This window comes from Sphingorhabdus sp. YGSMI21 (assembly GCF_002776575.1).
Taxonomy (GTDB): domain Bacteria; phylum Pseudomonadota; class Alphaproteobacteria; order Sphingomonadales; family Sphingomonadaceae; genus Parasphingorhabdus.
Map to the genome: position 1 here is coordinate 3,557,156 of NZ_CP022548.1, position 16,068 is coordinate 3,573,223.

Here is a 16,068-nt window from a genome sequence, read left to right on the forward strand (position 1 = left end):
TGTGTTCAGCCAATTTTTTCTAGTATTTGCGGGATGATGGCATCGGCGGTGAGACCAAAATGCTCGAACAGATCGTCGATCGGTGCCGACGCCCCGAAGCTGTCGATCCCGAAGCGCAGCCCGTCAAGGCCGGTATAGCGTTCCCAGCCGAAGGTCGTGCCCGCTTCGATCGAAACCCGCAACAGCCCTTCGCCGCCAAGCAGTTCGCTGCGATATTCGGCCGATTGTTCGTCGAACAATTCGGTGCAGGGCATCGACACGACATCCGCGCCGGTGCCGGCAGCTTCCAGCTTCTCGGCAACCGCCAGCGCCAGCGATACTTCCGAACCCGTTGCAATCAGCACGACCCGCTTCGCATTTTCCGCCGTCTTGACGCGATAAGCGCCCTGTTCGCAGCGGTTTGTGCTGACGTCATCGCGGATAGGCGCCAGGCCCTGGCGGGTCAGGGCCAGTGTCGAGGGACCATCGGCGCGCTTGATGGCGAGCGCCCAGCATTCCGCCGTTTCGATGGCGTCGGCGGGCCGGTAGACGTGCATGTTGGGCATCAGGCGCAGGCTCTGGACATGCTCGATTGGCTGATGGGTCGGACCATCCTCGCCAAGACCGATGCTGTCATGGGTCATCACATAGATGGCCCGGGCGTTCTGGATCGCGGAAAGCCGCATCGCGCCGCGGCAATAGTCGGTGAACACCAGAAATGTCCCGCCATAGGGAATGATCCCCCCGTGCAGCGCCATCCCGTTCATCGCCGCCGCCATGCCGAACTCGCGGATGCCATAATAGATATAGCGACCCGAATAATCTTCTTTTGTCAGTGGCTTGGTGGAAGGAGTTTTGGTATTGTTTGAACCTGTCAGATCGGCACTGCCGCCGATCATTTCGGGCAGAACCTCGGTGATCGCGCCGAGCGCCATTTCCGAAGATTTGCGAGTCGCCCATTTCGGCGGATCCTTGGCCAGGCCTTCCATATAGGCCCGCATCGCATTGCCCTCCGGCAGCTCGCCGGCCATACGGCGCTTGAACTCGGCGGCCTGCGCATGGCCTTCCAGCCGCGCGTCCCAGTCCGCGTGCGCCGCAGCGCCCTTCTCTCCCAGCTTGCGCCATGCCGCCTTTATGTCGTCCGGAATGACAAAAGGCTCTGCATCCCAGCCGAGCGCGGCACGGGTGCCAGCGATTTCCTCGTCGCCGAGCGGCGCGCCATGGGTCGCCGAGGTGCCCTGCTTGGTCGGGGCGCCATAGCCGATGACCGTCTTGCAGGCGACCAGCGAAGGCCGCGGATCGGCTTCTGCTTCCTTCAGCGCCCGGCGGATATCGTCAAAGTCATGGCCATCGCAGGACACGACGTGCCATCCGGACGCCCGATAGCGTGCCGGAATATCTTCACTGGTCGATAATTCCGTTCCACCGTCGATAGTTATACCATTATCATCCCAAAGAACATTAAGTCTTCCGAGCCCCAGATGTCCGCCCAGACCAACCGCTTCATGGTTGATCCCTTCCATCAGGCAGCCGTCACCGGCAATCACCCAGGTTTTGTGATCGACCAGATCATCGCCGAAGGTCGCGTTCAGATGGCGTTCGGCGATCGCCATGCCGACAGCCGTGGCAAAGCCCTGTCCCAGTGGCCCGGTTGTCGTCTCGACGCCTTCCAGCTTGAAATTTTCCGGATGGCCGGCGCAGGGCGAGCTGAGCTGGCGAAAATCCTTGATATCCTGCAGCGTGGGCCGCGCATAGCCGGTCAGATGGAGCAGCGAATAGATCAGCATCGAGCCATGGCCGGCCGACAGGACAAAACGGTCACGATCCGCCCATTTCGGGGCTTTCGGATCATATTTCAGAAAATCGCTGAACAGGACCGTGGCCACGTCCGCCATGCCCATCGGCATCCCTGGATGGCCGCTGTTTGCCGCTTGTACCGCATCCATGGAGAGCGCTCTGATGGCGTTTGCCATGCTTTTTTCGGTAACGGTCATATCTAGTTTGATCCCCTGGATTGGACGCGTGAAAAAACGCAACGGAATGCCGCGATTCGCTATTTTGCCTCTTCCTTTGATGATCCAGCGAGGCGGCGTCAAGGACCGCTTTTCATCATCCGGTGTTTACGGCGTCAGAATAGATTGATAGCAACGAAAGACAGGAACTTACCTGTTGGGAACAAGCTTTGGAAAATGCTCATGGACAATGAACGTGTCATCCTGGCCATCGGCCGGATCGAACGGGCGCTCAGTCGCATAGAATCGGCCAAGAACAGGCCTGAGGCCAATATAGACCCGGCACTGGAAGCGCGCCACGAGGCGCTCAAAGCAGAAATGAAGCAGGCCATCCGGACGATAGACGGGCTGATCGAGCGGCAGGAGCACTGACATGGCGCAAATGAAACTGGAAATCGGCGGACGCTCCTTCATGGTGACCTGCCAGGACGGCGAGGAAGCCCATCTGACGAAACTGGCCGCAATGGTCGACGGAAAAGCCCGTGAATCCGGTGATCCGGCCGGCCTGACCGAAAGCCGTATGCTGCTGTTCACTTCGCTGCTGCTCGCCGATGAGCTGCACAGCGCGCAATCCGCCAATGCCGCGCCTGTTCAAGCCGACGCGCCGGCCAAACCCGACCCGATGGACGAAAAGGCCATTGCCGCCCTGGAAAAACTGGCAGATCGCGCCGAACAATTGGCGAACAGTCTTGAGTAACACCCCCATCGCGCCTAGATAGGGTGTGACGGGTACTGTCTGGCACGAGCTAGATACGAACATCCCTGAGGCGATATAACTTCCTAGGGAGCTGTCCCTGCCCGGATTGCGGACTGTTTTGCAGTCGGGTCCGATGCATATGGCGCCCACCTGACGTAATAGGCGTCAGAGGATTTTCCGGCCAACGACCGAGACGGTCCCGTCACCTTCCCAAAGAAAGACATTCTTTTGAGTAGCTTAAAAGAGAAAAAGCAGAAACTACGTAAAGAATATAGAAGGCGGCGCGACAGCTTTGTCGGGCAATTGGACGGTGCCAGCCGCAATCTGTCCTTTCGCCGTCCACCCTCTCCTCTGGCCCGCCTGCTTGCTCCCGGAAAGACAATCGCCTTTTACCGGAGCGTAGGCAGCGAAGCGCCCACCGAGCGGCTGGTCGAATATCTGACCGAGACCGGCGTCAATATCGCCTTTCCCCGCGTGATGGATAGCGGCGCACTAGAATTCCGGATGGTGACCGGCCCGGAGTTGCTGGAATGCGGCTTCCGCGACATCCCCGAACCGGACGATTCCTGCCCGCTGGTCGATCCTGATGTGATCATAGCCCCGCTCGTTGCCTTTGACCGGTCGCTGCGGCGCCTCGGCCAGGGTGGTGGCTATTATGACCGCAGCTTTGCCCGGTATCCCGATATACCCCGTATCGGCCTGGCCTGGTCGGTTCAGGAAGCCGACGAGATACCGACCGAAGCGCACGACCTGCCCTTGCAGATGATCGTAACGGAATGCGAAATAATCGAATGATACAGGATGACGCCATGACGCCAGAAACCGACAGCCAGCCGAAAGACCAACCCAGCTGGCGCAAACCGGCGGGCATGATCCTGATACTGGTGCTGATCCTGCTGTGGTGCGGAATCGCGGTCACCCTGATCGAAAAGATCAGCGCGCTGAACTTCTGGCTGCAATTGCCAGTCTATGTGATTCTCGGAATTGCGTGGATCTTCCCGATGCGCCCATTACTGACCTGGATGAATACGGGGTCTTGGCGCCATTTCCCGGAAAACAAGGGAAATGGCGCGAGTGACGAGACTTGAACTCGCGACCTCCGGCGTGACAGGCCGGCGCTCTAACCAACTGAGCTACACCCGCTTATGTGCCTCTATAGGCGGTGGAGCAGCGCAAGTATAAGAGCGGTGCATCCCTGTCAACAACACTCTTTCGATTATTCTATATATTTCTCGAAATTTCTCTCCGCGACGCATTTGCCCCTCCTGACATAGCCTTTCTGCCGCAAGCTGCCGAAGCGGGATTCGCTATTTCCCGAAACCAGCCATCAACGGTCGCAATGGTCAGAAGTTAAGCGCAATCATGGTAAACAGCGGGTTAACCAGCACGAAATGACTGCTTAACGATCCGGGAAAAACGCCAGATTTCCGTGATTTTAAAGGAAGGTGGCGGGCCAACATCATTTATTTCCCGTTTACCAAATATTTTGCTTTCTTTGGCATATGGCCGGCATGGAATATGCACAAACACAGTTTTCGGGATGCCGGCCGCCTTCGCCAAGTTCGCTTGGTGCGGGTCTCCGTTTGGCGCTGGCGCTGGGCACGGCTGCCCTTGCTCTGCCGTCCACTGCCGCACAGGCAGCGGGAACGCTGGCGGGAACCGACATCGTCAATGTCGCGCAGGCCACTTATGACTCGCCCGAGGGCAGCACGCCGATCACGATTGATTCGAACAAGGTCACCATCAAGGTCGACGAACTGCTTGATGTCACGGTCGTCTCCAGCGATCCCGGTGACGTGGCCAGCGCTCCTGGTCTTTCTGCACAGGTACTGAGCTATCAGGTTACCAACAGCGGAAACGGGTCGGAAGCCTTCACCCTGTCCGCCGACACAACCAAGCCCGGTGACGAATTTGATTCGGTCTTCGAGCAGACGATTCTCGATAGCAATGGCAACGGCGTCTATGATCCGGGCGTCGACACATTGTATACGCCCGGCACCAATGATCCGGTGCTGGCACCCGATGAAAGCATCGCGGTTTTCATCCTGTCGACGATTCCCGCGGCCGCCGGTGACGGGGACCGCGCCGAGATCGAGCTGTCCGCAGTCGCCAATACCGGCCATGGCACGCCCGGCACGATATTCGCCGGACAGGGCGATGGCGGCGGCGATGCCGTGATCGGTTCCACCGGCGCGCGCGATGCCGACAGCGGCTTTTTCGTGATCCAGGCATCCGACGTCACGCTGACCAAAAGCGCGACCATCACCGATCCGTTCGGCGGCGCGCAGCCGGTCCCCGGCGCGGTCATCCTCTATCAGCTGGTCGCGACCACGGTCGGCTCCGGCGATCTCGTCAATCTGGTGATCAGCGACGATATACCCGCCGAGACCACTTACAGATCCGGAACCATCACACTCGAAGGCGCACCGCTGGGTGATGCCGACAATGATGGCGACGCCGGCAGTTTTGCCGACGATTCGATCGCCGTGGCGCTGGGCACGGTTCCGGGCGGGCAGACCCGCACCATCACTTTTCAAGTCACCGTCGACTGAACGCAATCGGGGTATAGCAAAATGATAAAAGCAATTTCTCTCGCGATAGCACTGATCATGCCGGGCACGGCGATCGCGGCCAATAATGTCAGCCTGTCGAGCGACGTTTTCGTCGAACGCAAGGTGGCAAAGCCGAACGGCACCACCGCGCTTGTGCTCGAGGAGCCGACGACCGTCACACCGGGCGACAAGCTCGTGTTCGTCGTCAAATATAAAAATGTCGGCAGCGCGCCGGCTACGGATTTCTCTGTCACCAATCCGCTACCGAAGGCGGTGGCGTTCAATGGAACGTCTGATGGCACTGAAATTGTCTCCGTTGACGGAGGCAAGAACTGGGGGCCGCTTGCGGACCTCACTTACCTGGGTGCGAACGGTGAAATCCGTCCCGCCCTTATGACCGATGTCACCCATGTGAAATGGACGTTCAATCGTGCCCTTTCTGCAGGTTCGGGAGGGAAATTGGTTTTTCGCGGCACTGTGAAGTGACCGCAACCGTACCGGATCGCCGCGGGGTTAGGCGATCCAAATAAGTGAAACAGGAGACAGTTATGACCAGTATACTGAAACTTCTCGTTGCCACTAGTACCATTTCTGTAGCGGCGCTGGGTGCAAACCCCGCGTTCGCTGCAGATCTGGGCACTGATGCAGGAACGAGCATTACCAATACCGTAAGTGTGGCATATAATGTCGGGGGGACCGGCCAGACCGCGGAAACCGACAGTGACGTGTTTGTAGTCGACCGCAAGGTGAACCTTGTCGTCGCCAAAAGCGATTCGGTGAACACATCGGTCGCGCCGAACGCGACGCAGCAGGCGGTGACCTATACCGTCAGCAACCAGACCAACGACACGATCGACGTGTTGTTGAGCGCCGAGCAACCGGCCACGGACGATTTCGACGTGACCGGCACGCTCACCTACTATCTCGACAATGGCACCACCGCCGGCGTCTTTGACGGTAGCGACACTTTGATCACCTATATCGACAATCTCGGTGAAGACAGCAGCGTGACGATCCACGTCGTGGCGAATATCCCGAGCGGTGTCGTCACCGGCAATCTGTCGGATGTCATATTGATCGGCCAGGCGGCAGCCCATGGTGGCAGCGGCCTACCGGCAACCGGTTCGGGCGTGCAGGGCCTTGCCTTCTCGAACGATTCGGGTGACGCGGACGACACTTCGGTGGTGCAGAATGTCTTTGCCGACGCGGCGGGCACCGGTAGTTCCGATGGCGCCGGCGACGGCTATCACAGCGCTACGGATACCTATGAAGTATCCGCGGCGGACATCACGGTTACCAAAACCAGCAGTGTCTTGTGGGATCCGGTCAACGGCAGCACCAATCCGAAAGCCATTCCCGGTGCAATTGTCGAATATTGCATCGCTGTCGCCAACGCTTCCGGCGGCGCAGCGGCAACCGGCGTCGCCATTTCGGATACGATTCCGGCCAATTTGGCCTATTACAGCAGCCTGGCCACCGGTCCGGCGACGGTTCCGGCCGTCATCGGCGTGGTAACCGAAGGCACGGTCACCGGATCCACCTGTAATGCCGACGGCACCGGCACCGGTGCAGAGGCCTCAGGCGTGGTTTCGGGCAATCTTGGCACCGTTGCCTCGGGCGCGACCGAAACGCTCGTCTTCCGTGTAACGGTCGAATAGAGCCTTTCGCAATTTGGCGGCAAACCGGTGTTCAACCGGTTTGCCGCTGAATTCCGGCCATATTCGTGGGTAGATTCACCACCTTTTTCAAGCCAGTCGGTCTGGCATTGGCGGCGTGCGCCCTGAGCGCGCCGGCCTCAACGGCACTCGCCCAACCCGAGTTTGCCGAGGAGCAGCCGCACGCGTCCGGTTTCGAGGTCGAACCGGCGCACCATCTGCCGCTGATCAGCAATATCGCGCGAGCGGAATGGGATATCGGCGGCCAGCGGCAGCAGAAACCGTCCAATCGCGTAGACATCCAGATTGTCCAGCCGCCTTCCGATCCGCTGGACGTCATGCTATTCCACTTTGCCGACCCGCCAGGGGCCGAGCAATTCCCGATTGCACAGACCATGTGCCGGAGCACGCGCGGCAGCATCCCGATCGAACTCAGCGGCGCCTTTGCCGGGACACCCAGAAGTCCCGCCTCGGTCGTGCCGACGGACAGTATCAGGGCCGGCGAACCGCTGATCATCTCGATAAAAGCGGCAAATCGCAATCTCGATCCGCGGGCGATCGAAAGCTTCGACATCTATCTGACCACGCCGACCGGCGACCGGGAACAGATCAATATCGTCGAGACAGCGCCCGACAGCGGCCGCTTTGTCGGCCTGATCAACACCGCCGCGGTCCCGCCTGCCCCGGTTCAGGGCGATTGCGTCCTGTCGGTGAAACGCGGGGAAACCTTCGACATCACCGTTCACGAAATGGGCGGCAACGCGATCGGCAGCGCAAAAGTCGGCATCCTGATCGATCCGTTCGGCGAGATTTTCGACAGCAGTGACGGCACGCCGGTCAGTGGCGCACGCGTCACCCTGATCGATATCGCGACCGGCCAGCCGGCCCAGGTATTCGGCGACGACGGGGTTTCGCTGTTCCCGAGCACGGTGATTTCGGGAGAAATGGTGACCGACAGCGGCGGCACGGTCTACGATTTCCGCGACGGCTTCTACCGTTTCCCCTTTGCCCGGGCAGGCCGCTATCGCCTGCTCGTCGAGCCGCCCCAGCCCTATCGTTTCGAATCGGTGGCGACGCCCGCGCAACTGGCCGGATTGCGGCGCACCGACGGCCTTCCCTTCACCATTGTCGACGGCTCCTATGGCGGCGTCATCATCCTGAGCGATCCGGCCCCGGTCCGTGTCGATGTACCGCTGGACCGGCCCGGCGCGCCGTTGCTGATCACCAAATCGGCCTCCACCGCCCAGGCCGCGCCCGGAGACGCGGTACAATATCGGGTTACCGTGCAGAATTCCGACGTTTTGCGGAGCACGGGCCAGATCACGATCTCCGACCAATTGCCAGGCGCGATGCGGCTGAAGACCGGCACGGTCCGCTATAATGGCGACCTGATCACGCCGTCTGTCCAGGCCAATGGCCGGGATTTCTCCGTCGAAGTGCCGTCCCTGCCCCCTTCGGGCAGCGCCTTGCTGACCTATATTGCCGAAGTGCGCCAGGACGCGCAGCCCGGAGACGCGCTCAACCTCGCTTCCGCCCGCGATGATCGCGGCACCACCAGCCCGACCGTCGATGCGATCGTCAATATCGTCCGCGACGGCATTTCCGAACGGTTCACGCTCGTCGGCCGCATCACCGGCGGCGGCTGCAGCGCCGATCCCCGGACAGCGGCGGGCATCGGCGATATCCGCGTGATGCTGCAGGACGGAACCTATACCGTCACCGACAGCGACGGACGCTATCATTTCGAGGGCCTCAAGCCCGGCCTGCACGTGGTCCAGATCGATCCATCGAGCTTCCCGGCCGATCAGGCCCCGGTCGATTGCGCACGCAACACGCGCGCCGCCGGCAGCGCCATTTCGCGCTTTGTCGAAGGCCGTGGCGGCGCGCTGAAACGCGCGGATTTCCGGGCCAGAAAAGTCGCGGCCAGAGACATGAAGACCGCCGAGACCTATCACAAGCCGGAACTTCTTTCGGACCCCGAAGCGGCGGGCGCGGGCCGCGACTGGGTTGCCGGCGAACAGCCCGGCATTGCATGGCTGTTCCCCGAAGAAGAGCATAATCCACGGGTCAAGGCGCTGCGCGTCGCGATCAAGCATCACGCCGGCCAGCGGGTCGAGCTTTCGGTCAATGGCAAGCCGGTCACGCCACTGGCCTTTGACGGCACCAAGAAAAGTGCCGACGGCAAGGTCCGGGTCAGCACCTGGCGCGGGATCGAAATCGAGGACCGCACCAATATCCTGATCGCCCGCGTGGTCGATCGCGATGGCAAGCTGGTCCAGCAACTGGAACGCACAGTCCATTATGCCGGCAGCCCGCTGCACGCGGAGCTGCTCAGGGATCGTTCCATTCTGGTCGCCGACGGCGTTACCCGCCCGGTGATCGCGGTGCGCCTGACCGACCGCGACGGCAAGCCGGCTCGCAATGGCATGGTCGGCGATTTCTCTGTCCCCGCCCCTTATGCCCCGGCCATCGAAATCGATGCCCAGCAGGCCAACCAGCTTGCCGGTCTGGAACGCGGGCGGCCGGTGTGGCGGGTCGAGGGCGACGAAGGCATCGCCTATATCGAACTGGCACCGACGACCGCTTCCGGTTCGCTGAGCATTGCCTTCCCCTTCCGGGACGGCGAAGTCGAACGCGCCCAGCGGGTCGAAACCTGGCTTGATCCCGGTGACCGGCCATGGACCGTGGTCGGCTTCGCTGCCGGTACCTTGGGTTTCAACACGCTCGACGAGCGGCTCGAGGATCTCGCCGACGATGATGACAATATCAATGTCGACGGCCGGATCGCGCTCTATGCCAAGGGCCGGGTCACGGGCAAATGGCTGATGACGCTGGCCTATGACAGCGACAAGGAAGAAGACGAAACCCGCTTCCAGGGCGTCATCGATCCGCGCAGCTATTATACCGTCTATGCTGACCGCAGCGAGCAGCGCTATGACGCCGCATCGGTCCGCCGCCTCTATCTGAAGCTGGAGCGGCCCCAGTTTTACGCGCTGTTCGGCGATTACGAGACGGGCATCAGCGAGCCCGAACTGGCCCGCTACCAGCGCGCGTTCAATGGCATCAAGGCGGAATATAGAAGCGATCAGGTGCATCTCAACGCTTTTGCGGCGGATTCGCCCAACCGCTTCCGGCGCGAGGAAATCCAGGGCAACGGCCTGTCCGGTCCCTATGCCCTCGCCACCCGCGATATATTGGCCAACAGCGAACGGATCACCCTGGAAACGCGCGACCGCTTCCGCTCGGAGCAGATCGTCGAACGGCGTGAACTGACCCGGCATATTGACTATGACATCGATTATCTCGCCGGCACATTGCGCTTCCGCGAACCGGTACTGAGCCGCAGCAGCACCCTCGATCCGCAGTTCATCATCGCCGAATATGAAGTCCTCGGCGTGGGTGAACGCAATATCAACGCCGGCGGCCGCGCGACCTACCAGACCGCCGACGAAAAGCTGAAGATCGGCGCGACCGCTGTGCACGACGAGAATGAGAGCGTCAAAACCGATCTTTTGGGCGTCGACGTCCGCTACCGGCCGGATCTCAAGACCGAATTTCGCGCCGAACTCGCCGTCACCGATAATGAAGCGAAAGATCTTTCCGCCACCGACAGCGGCAAGGCAGCAACCGCATGGCTGGTCGAAGCCGAACATCATGGTTCGAAATTCGACATACTCGCCTATGTCCGGCAACAGGCCTCGGGCTATGGCCTTGGACAGTTGAACGCTGCCGAAAGCGGCACCCGCAAATTCGGCATCGATGGCCGGGTCGGCATAAGGGACAATCTGTCTTTGGCCGTCACCAGCTATCAGGAGAATTTCCTGATGTCCGATGCCCGCCGTCGCGCCGCGACCGCCGAACTCGAATATCGCACCGACAACACATCTTTCCGCGCCGGCCTGATCTATGCCCATGACCGGCTGTCGGACGGCACGGTGAATGAATCCACTCTCGTCCGGCTCGGTGCAACCCAGCGGCTGTTTGGCGGCAAGCTGGAACTGGATGCGCAGACCGAATTCGCGCTGGGCGGACAGGATGACAGTATCGACTTCCCCGCGCGGCACAGCCTCTCGGCACGCTATGCGCTGACCGAGGATATCAAGATCATCGGCACCTACGAGATTGCCGATGGCGAGAATATCGATGCCCGCACCGCCCGCATCGGCGTCGACGTCTCGCCCTGGAATGGCGCGCGCATCGTCAGCAGCATGAACCAGCAGGAAATTACCGAATATGGTCCGCGCAGCTATGCCGCCTATGGCCTGACGCAGAGCATTCCGGTGGGCGACAAGTGGACCATCGATTTCTCGCTGGACGGCAATGAAACCATCAGCGGATTTGACCGCGGCGATGTGCTCAACAACGAACAGCCGGTCGCCTCGGGCGGTTTTCTCGGCAATGACGCGACCCTGACCGAGGATTTCCTCGCGGTCACCGCCGGTGCCACCTACCGTCACGCCGACTGGAGCTGGAACAGCCGCGCCGAATACCGTGATGGCGACATCAGCACCCGCTACGGACTGACCACCGCCCTGCTCCGGCAGATCGGCGAGGGTAGCGCGCTCGGCGCACTGGCCAGCATATATGTCGCCAAGGACGAGAGCGGTACGAGCTCGCGCGTCATCGAAGCCGAAGCCAGCTGGGCCCATCGTCCGTCGGACAGCCGGTGGTCATGGCTCGAGAAGCTGGAATTCCGGGAAGATCGTGTGCGCAATGCGGTCTCCGGTGAATCCGGACCGATCGGTGGCGCGCCGCTGCTCGTCGACGGCAATGTCACCTCGCGCCGGATCATTAACAGCCTGAGCGTGAACTACACCCCGCTGGATTCCGGTGGCGGACTGTTCACCGTAGCGGGGGAATATGGTTTCTTCTGGGGCAGCCGCTATGTGTTCGACCGTTTCGGGCAGGATGATGTCGAAGGCTGGAGCAATGTCGTCGGCGCTGACGTCAAGTTCGACCTGTCCGACACGATCGACGTCGGCGGCCAGGCCACCGCCCGCGTCGGCAATGGTTTCGACAGCATCGCCTATTCCGGCGGTCCGAGCGTCGGCATCACCCCGTTCAAGAACGCCTATATTTCGGTCGGCTATAATGTCGTCGGTTTCGCCGATCGCGACTTTGAAGAGAGCCGCTACACAAGAGACGGCCCTTTCGTCACCTTCCGCCTGAAATTCGACCAGGAAAGTCTGGGCGGCCTGGGGCTTTGAGGGAGAGACGCATCCAAATTCCTTCTTCTCCCGTGCGGGAGAAGGACCGCACTTGCCCTATTCCGTTCGCACCGAGCTTGTCGAAGTGCACCTATCGCCGTAAATTGTCCTTCGACAGGCTCAGGACGAACGGCAGCTCGCCAGAGTACTTCTCCCGTGCGGGAGAAGGATGCGAAGACTTGGCAGCTTGCTGCCCTAGTCGCAGCTGGATGAGGGCGTTCTGCGCCCCAGAGGACAGAACGCCCTCATCCAACGCCGCCTAGTTCGCTTCGCTCACAAGGCTCTGTATCCTTCTCCCTCACGGGAGAAGGACCGCCCGCTTCAGTCCGCGAACAGCAGCACCGGCGTTTCCAGCAGATGCTTGAGCGCCTGGACATAGCTGGCCGCGTCATAACCATCGACCACGCGGTGATCGCAGGAGATCGACAGGTTCATCAGCTTGCGCGCGTGGATTTCGCTGTCGATGATCATCGGCCGTTCGACAATCTTGTTCGGGCCGATAATCGCCACTTCGGGGCGGTTGATCACCGGCGTTGTCGCGATGCCGCCGAGCGGACCGAGCGACGTGAGCGTGAGGGTCGAACCGGTCAGCTCTTTCGCGGTCGCCGTGCCGTCGCGCGCTGCCGCTGCCAGACGGGCGATTTCGGACGCCAGTTGCCAGACGTTCATATCCTGCGCGTTGCGCAGCACCGGCACCATCAGCCCCTGCCCGGTCTGGGTGGCCATGCCGAGATGGACCGCGCCATGGCGGGTCACGATCCCGGCCTCGTCGTCGTAAATCGCGTTGAGCATCGGAAATTGCGGCAGCGACTTGCAGATGGCGACAATCATCAGCGGCAACATGGTCAGCTTCGGACGGTCGCCGCGATTGGCGTTCAGATCGGCGCGCATATCTTCCAGTTCGGTCATGTCGATTTCGTCGACATAGGAGAAATGCGGGATATTCCGTTTCGATTCTGCCATATTTTGTGCGATTTTGCGTCGCATTCCGATGACTTTGATCACTTCATCGTCACGTTTTTGCACAGATCCGGCGGGACGATAGCCCTGCCCCGATCCATAGTTCAGATAGGCGTCGAGATCGCTGTGCCGGATATGCTCGCCCTGCGCCTTGACCTCGCTGAGGTCGACGCCAAGATCGGCTGCCCGTTTGCGAACAGCGGGCGTGGCGAGCACTTTCTGGCCAGCATTTTCCGTCGAAGGATTGTCGGAAGCCACTGGAGCGGAAACGGGCTCCGCGACATCGCCCTGCGCAGTTGGATTTGTGGAAGGTTCAGAATTTTCTCCTTTGTTATCAATAACTTGATTGACGTCCTTGACCGCAACATCTGATTTATCGGCGGCATCGGCAGCCGTACTGGATGCTTCCAATTCTTCCAATTTGTCAGCATCGATCTCGCCCTCGACTTCGATCTCGACCAGCATCGAACCGATCGCGATAATGTCGCCTTCTTCACCGGCGATCGCGACAATCTTGCCCGAAACCGGCGCTTCCATCTCGACCGTCGCCTTGTCGGTCATGACATCGGCCAGCTGGTCATCCTCGGCCACGACATCGCCGATCTTGATATGCCATTTGACGATTTCCGCTTCGGCAATGCCCTCGCCGATATCAGGCAGATTGAATATATATTTGCTCATGATTTCAAGTCCCTGACAATTTTTTCCAGCGCTTCACGGATCCGCACCGGTCCGGGGAAATAGGCCCATTCCAGGCTGTGCGGATAAGGCGTATCAAATCCGGTAACCCGCTCGATCGGCGCCTCCAGATGATAGAAACAGCGTTCCTGCACCAGCGCGGACAGCTCCGCGCCAAAGCCGCTGGTCCGCGTTGCCTCATGCACGATCAGGCAGCGCCCGGTCTTCTTCACCGACTCCTCGATCGTCTCGATATCCACCGGTACAAGGGTCCGCAAATCAATGACTTCGGCGTTGATCTGGTGCTCCTCGACCACCGCCTTGCAGACATGAACCATCGTGCCATAGGCCAGAACCGTCACCGCATCGCCTTCGCGCACGATATTGGCCTTGCCCAGCGGCACGGTATAATGGCCCTCCGGCACTTCGGCCTCGGCAAATTTTGACCAGGGCGATACCGGATTGTCATAATAGCCGGTAAAAGGCCCGTTATAGATACGTTTCGGCTCAAAGAAGAGCACCGGATCATTATCCTCGATCGATGCAATCAGCAGGCCCTTGGCATCATAAGGCGTTGACGGAATGACGGTTTTCAACCCCGAAACATGGGTAAACATCGCTTCCGGCGACTGGCTGTGCGTCTGCCCGCCAAAGATACCGCCGCCGAAGGGCGAACGGACGGTCAAGGGCGCGGTAAACTCGCCGGCCGAGCGATAGCGCAGCCGCGCCGCTTCGGAGATCAGCTGGTCCATTCCGGGATAGATATAGTCGGCGAACTGGATTTCCGGCACCGGCCGCAGACCATAAGCACACATGCCCACCGCCGCGCCGATAATCCCGCATTCGGATATCGGCGTATCGAAGCAGCGGGTCTTGCCGAACTTCTCCTGCAGGCCCGCTGTGGCGCGGAAAACCCCGCCAAAATAGCCGACATCCTCGCCCATGATCACGACATTGTCGTCGCGTTGCATCATTGTCTCGAGGCCGCTGTTGATAGCCTCTATCATGTTCATGACGGCCATTTGATTTCCCGTTCCTTATTGGCCTGTTCGGCTTGTTCCTTGAGGTGCCAGGGCATTTCTTCGAACACGTCCTGGAACATGGTTTCGAACGGCTGGTGCAGACCGTGGCCCAATATGCCGTTTTTGGCGGCTTCCTTGACCGTCTCCTTGACCGCTTCCAGACATTCGGCATCCAGAGCTTCCTGCTGCTCCTCGCTCCACACACCGCGCCGGATCAGGTGCCGCTTGAGCCGCATGATCGGGTCGCCGAGCGGCCATTCTTCGCGCTCCTGCGCGCTGCGATAGGCGGTCGGGTCATCGGACGTGCTATGCGCTTCGGCGCGATAGGTGAAATGCTCGATCAGGGTCGGACCCTGGTTGGTCCGCGCCCGTTCTGCGGCCCAGCTTGTCGCGGCATAGACAGCCAGCGGATCATTGCCGTCGACCCGCAATGCAGCGATCCCATAGCCGGCACCGCGCGCCGCAAAGGTGGTCCGCTCTGCCCCGGCAAAGCCGGAGAAGGACGAGATCGCCCACTGGTTGTTGACCACATTCATGATCACCGGCGCGTTATAGACCGCGGCAAAGGTCATCGCCGCGTGAAAATCGCCTTCGGCGGTCGATCCCTCGCCGCACCAGGCAGCGGCAATCCGGCTGTCACCCTTGCTCGCGCTGGCCATCGCCCAGCCCACGGCTTGCGGATATTGGGTGGTCAGATTCCCCGATACGGTGAAGAAGTTCAGCTCACTCGAACTATACATGATCGGCAGCTGACGGCCTTTCAGCTTGTCCGCCTTGTTCGAAAATATCTGATTGACCATCTCGATCATCGGATAGCCCCGGACGAACAATATGCCCTGCTGGCGATAGCTCGGAAAGCACATGTCATCGCCGTGCAATGCCATGGCGGCGGCAACCGATGTCGCCTCTTCTCCCGTACATTTCATATAGAAGCTGGTTTTGCCCTGTCGCTGCTGACGGTGCAGCCGGTCATCAAAGGTGCGCACCTGCACCATCGTGCGGAGCATCTTGAGCAATATCTCATCATCAAGCTTTGGATCCCACGGACCGACAGCCTTGTGATCGTCATCGAGAACGCGGACCATGTCATAGACCATGTCCTGCATGTCCTTGGGCGCGGTGTTGATGTCCGGACGCCTCTGCGCGCCGGCTTCAGGAATCTGAAGATCGCTGTAATCGACCGTATCACCGGGGCGAAATTTCGGTTCGGGTATGTGTAAAGTCAGCGGCGGCAAATTGCTTTTGGTATTTTCGTCAGCCATCAGGCCTCTCCAACAAGAATCGCGCAATTGTTGCGCTGCAATAT

At 60.3% G+C, this 16,068-nt stretch carries 13 protein-coding genes and 1 tRNA gene; 9 read left to right on the top strand and 5 right to left on the bottom strand.

Annotated features, from left to right (window positions below; all coding sequences use genetic code 11):
* Window positions 1-5: 5 nt before the first annotated feature.
* Window positions 6-1,973 carry a transketolase gene (gene tkt, locus CHN51_RS17040; RefSeq protein WP_100095723.1) on the bottom strand — a complete coding sequence of 656 codons (1,968 nt, stop codon included), beginning with the start codon at window positions 1,971-1,973 and terminating at the stop codon, window positions 6-8.
* On the opposite strand from tkt, the gene CHN51_RS19850 reads away from it, so the two are divergent.
* The 5 genes from CHN51_RS19850 (at window position 1,939) to CHN51_RS17060 (ending at window position 3,776) form a co-directional block, all read left to right on the top strand.
* Window positions 1,939-2,121 (top strand): hypothetical protein, encoded by a 183-nt coding sequence (locus tag CHN51_RS19850; RefSeq protein ID WP_164088920.1) that lies wholly within the window; start codon window positions 1,939-1,941, stop codon window positions 2,119-2,121. The two genes, tkt and CHN51_RS19850, sit on opposite strands and share 35 nt — an antisense overlap.
* A 53-nt stretch (window positions 2,122-2,174) precedes the next feature.
* Entirely contained in the window at window positions 2,175-2,363 is a 189-nt protein-coding gene (locus tag CHN51_RS17045; RefSeq protein WP_100095087.1) for a hypothetical protein, read from the top strand.
* 1 nt (window position 2,364) lies between these two features.
* On the top strand, window positions 2,365-2,688 hold the full coding sequence (locus CHN51_RS17050) for a cell division protein ZapA (RefSeq protein ID WP_100095088.1): 324 nt from the start codon (window positions 2,365-2,367) through the stop codon (window positions 2,686-2,688).
* A gap of 228 nt (window positions 2,689-2,916) precedes the next feature.
* On the top strand, window positions 2,917-3,483 hold the full coding sequence (locus CHN51_RS17055) for a 5-formyltetrahydrofolate cyclo-ligase (RefSeq protein WP_100095089.1): 567 nt from the start codon (window positions 2,917-2,919) through the stop codon (window positions 3,481-3,483).
* 14 nt (window positions 3,484-3,497) lie between these two features.
* Complete coding sequence (locus CHN51_RS17060; RefSeq protein WP_100095724.1) at window positions 3,498-3,776, top strand: DUF2842 domain-containing protein; 279 nt, start codon at window positions 3,498-3,500, stop codon at window positions 3,774-3,776.
* Here CHN51_RS17060 and CHN51_RS17065 read toward each other — a convergent pair.
* Window positions 3,755-3,831, bottom strand: a tRNA-Asp gene (locus tag CHN51_RS17065). The two genes, CHN51_RS17060 and CHN51_RS17065, sit on opposite strands and share 22 nt — an antisense overlap.
* A gap of 368 nt (window positions 3,832-4,199) precedes the next feature.
* On the opposite strand from CHN51_RS17065, the gene CHN51_RS17070 reads away from it, so the two are divergent.
* From CHN51_RS17070 to CHN51_RS17085, 4 genes are all read left to right on the top strand, one after another.
* Window positions 4,200-5,240, top strand: a complete 1,041-nt coding sequence (locus CHN51_RS17070) for a hypothetical protein (protein ID WP_240616783.1) — start codon at window positions 4,200-4,202, stop codon at window positions 5,238-5,240.
* Between the two features lie 21 nt (window positions 5,241-5,261).
* Complete coding sequence (locus CHN51_RS17075) at window positions 5,262-5,726, top strand: DUF11 domain-containing protein (RefSeq protein WP_100095090.1); 465 nt, start codon at window positions 5,262-5,264, stop codon at window positions 5,724-5,726.
* A 62-nt stretch (window positions 5,727-5,788) separates the two neighbouring features.
* Window positions 5,789-6,898: a DUF11 domain-containing protein gene (locus CHN51_RS17080; RefSeq protein ID WP_100095091.1), complete on the top strand. Its 1,110-nt coding sequence runs from the start codon at window positions 5,789-5,791 to the stop codon at window positions 6,896-6,898.
* Window positions 6,899-6,963: 65 nt separating this feature from the next.
* Complete coding sequence (locus tag CHN51_RS17085) at window positions 6,964-12,102, top strand: hypothetical protein (RefSeq protein ID WP_240616784.1); 5,139 nt, start codon at window positions 6,964-6,966, stop codon at window positions 12,100-12,102.
* A 321-nt stretch (window positions 12,103-12,423) separates the two neighbouring features.
* Here CHN51_RS17085 and CHN51_RS17090 read toward each other — a convergent pair whose 3' ends face one another.
* The 3 genes from CHN51_RS17090 to CHN51_RS17100 are packed head-to-tail and all read right to left on the bottom strand — an operon-like array spanning window position 12,424 to window position 16,024.
* Window positions 12,424-13,743, bottom strand: coding sequence for a dihydrolipoamide acetyltransferase family protein (locus CHN51_RS17090; protein ID WP_100095092.1), 1,320 nt, complete (start codon window positions 13,741-13,743; stop codon window positions 12,424-12,426).
* Window positions 13,740-14,762 (bottom strand): alpha-ketoacid dehydrogenase subunit beta, encoded by a 1,023-nt coding sequence (locus CHN51_RS17095; RefSeq protein WP_100095093.1) that lies wholly within the window; start codon window positions 14,760-14,762, stop codon window positions 13,740-13,742. Before CHN51_RS17095 ends, CHN51_RS17090 begins: the two co-directional genes overlap by 4 nt.
* The gene (locus CHN51_RS17100) at window positions 14,750-16,024 is read right to left on the bottom strand and encodes a 3-methyl-2-oxobutanoate dehydrogenase (2-methylpropanoyl-transferring) subunit alpha (RefSeq protein ID WP_100095094.1); all 1,275 of its coding nucleotides are present in this window, start codon (window positions 16,022-16,024) and stop codon (window positions 14,750-14,752) included. Before CHN51_RS17100 ends, CHN51_RS17095 begins: the two co-directional genes overlap by 13 nt.
* Window positions 16,025-16,068 lie beyond the last annotated feature (44 nt).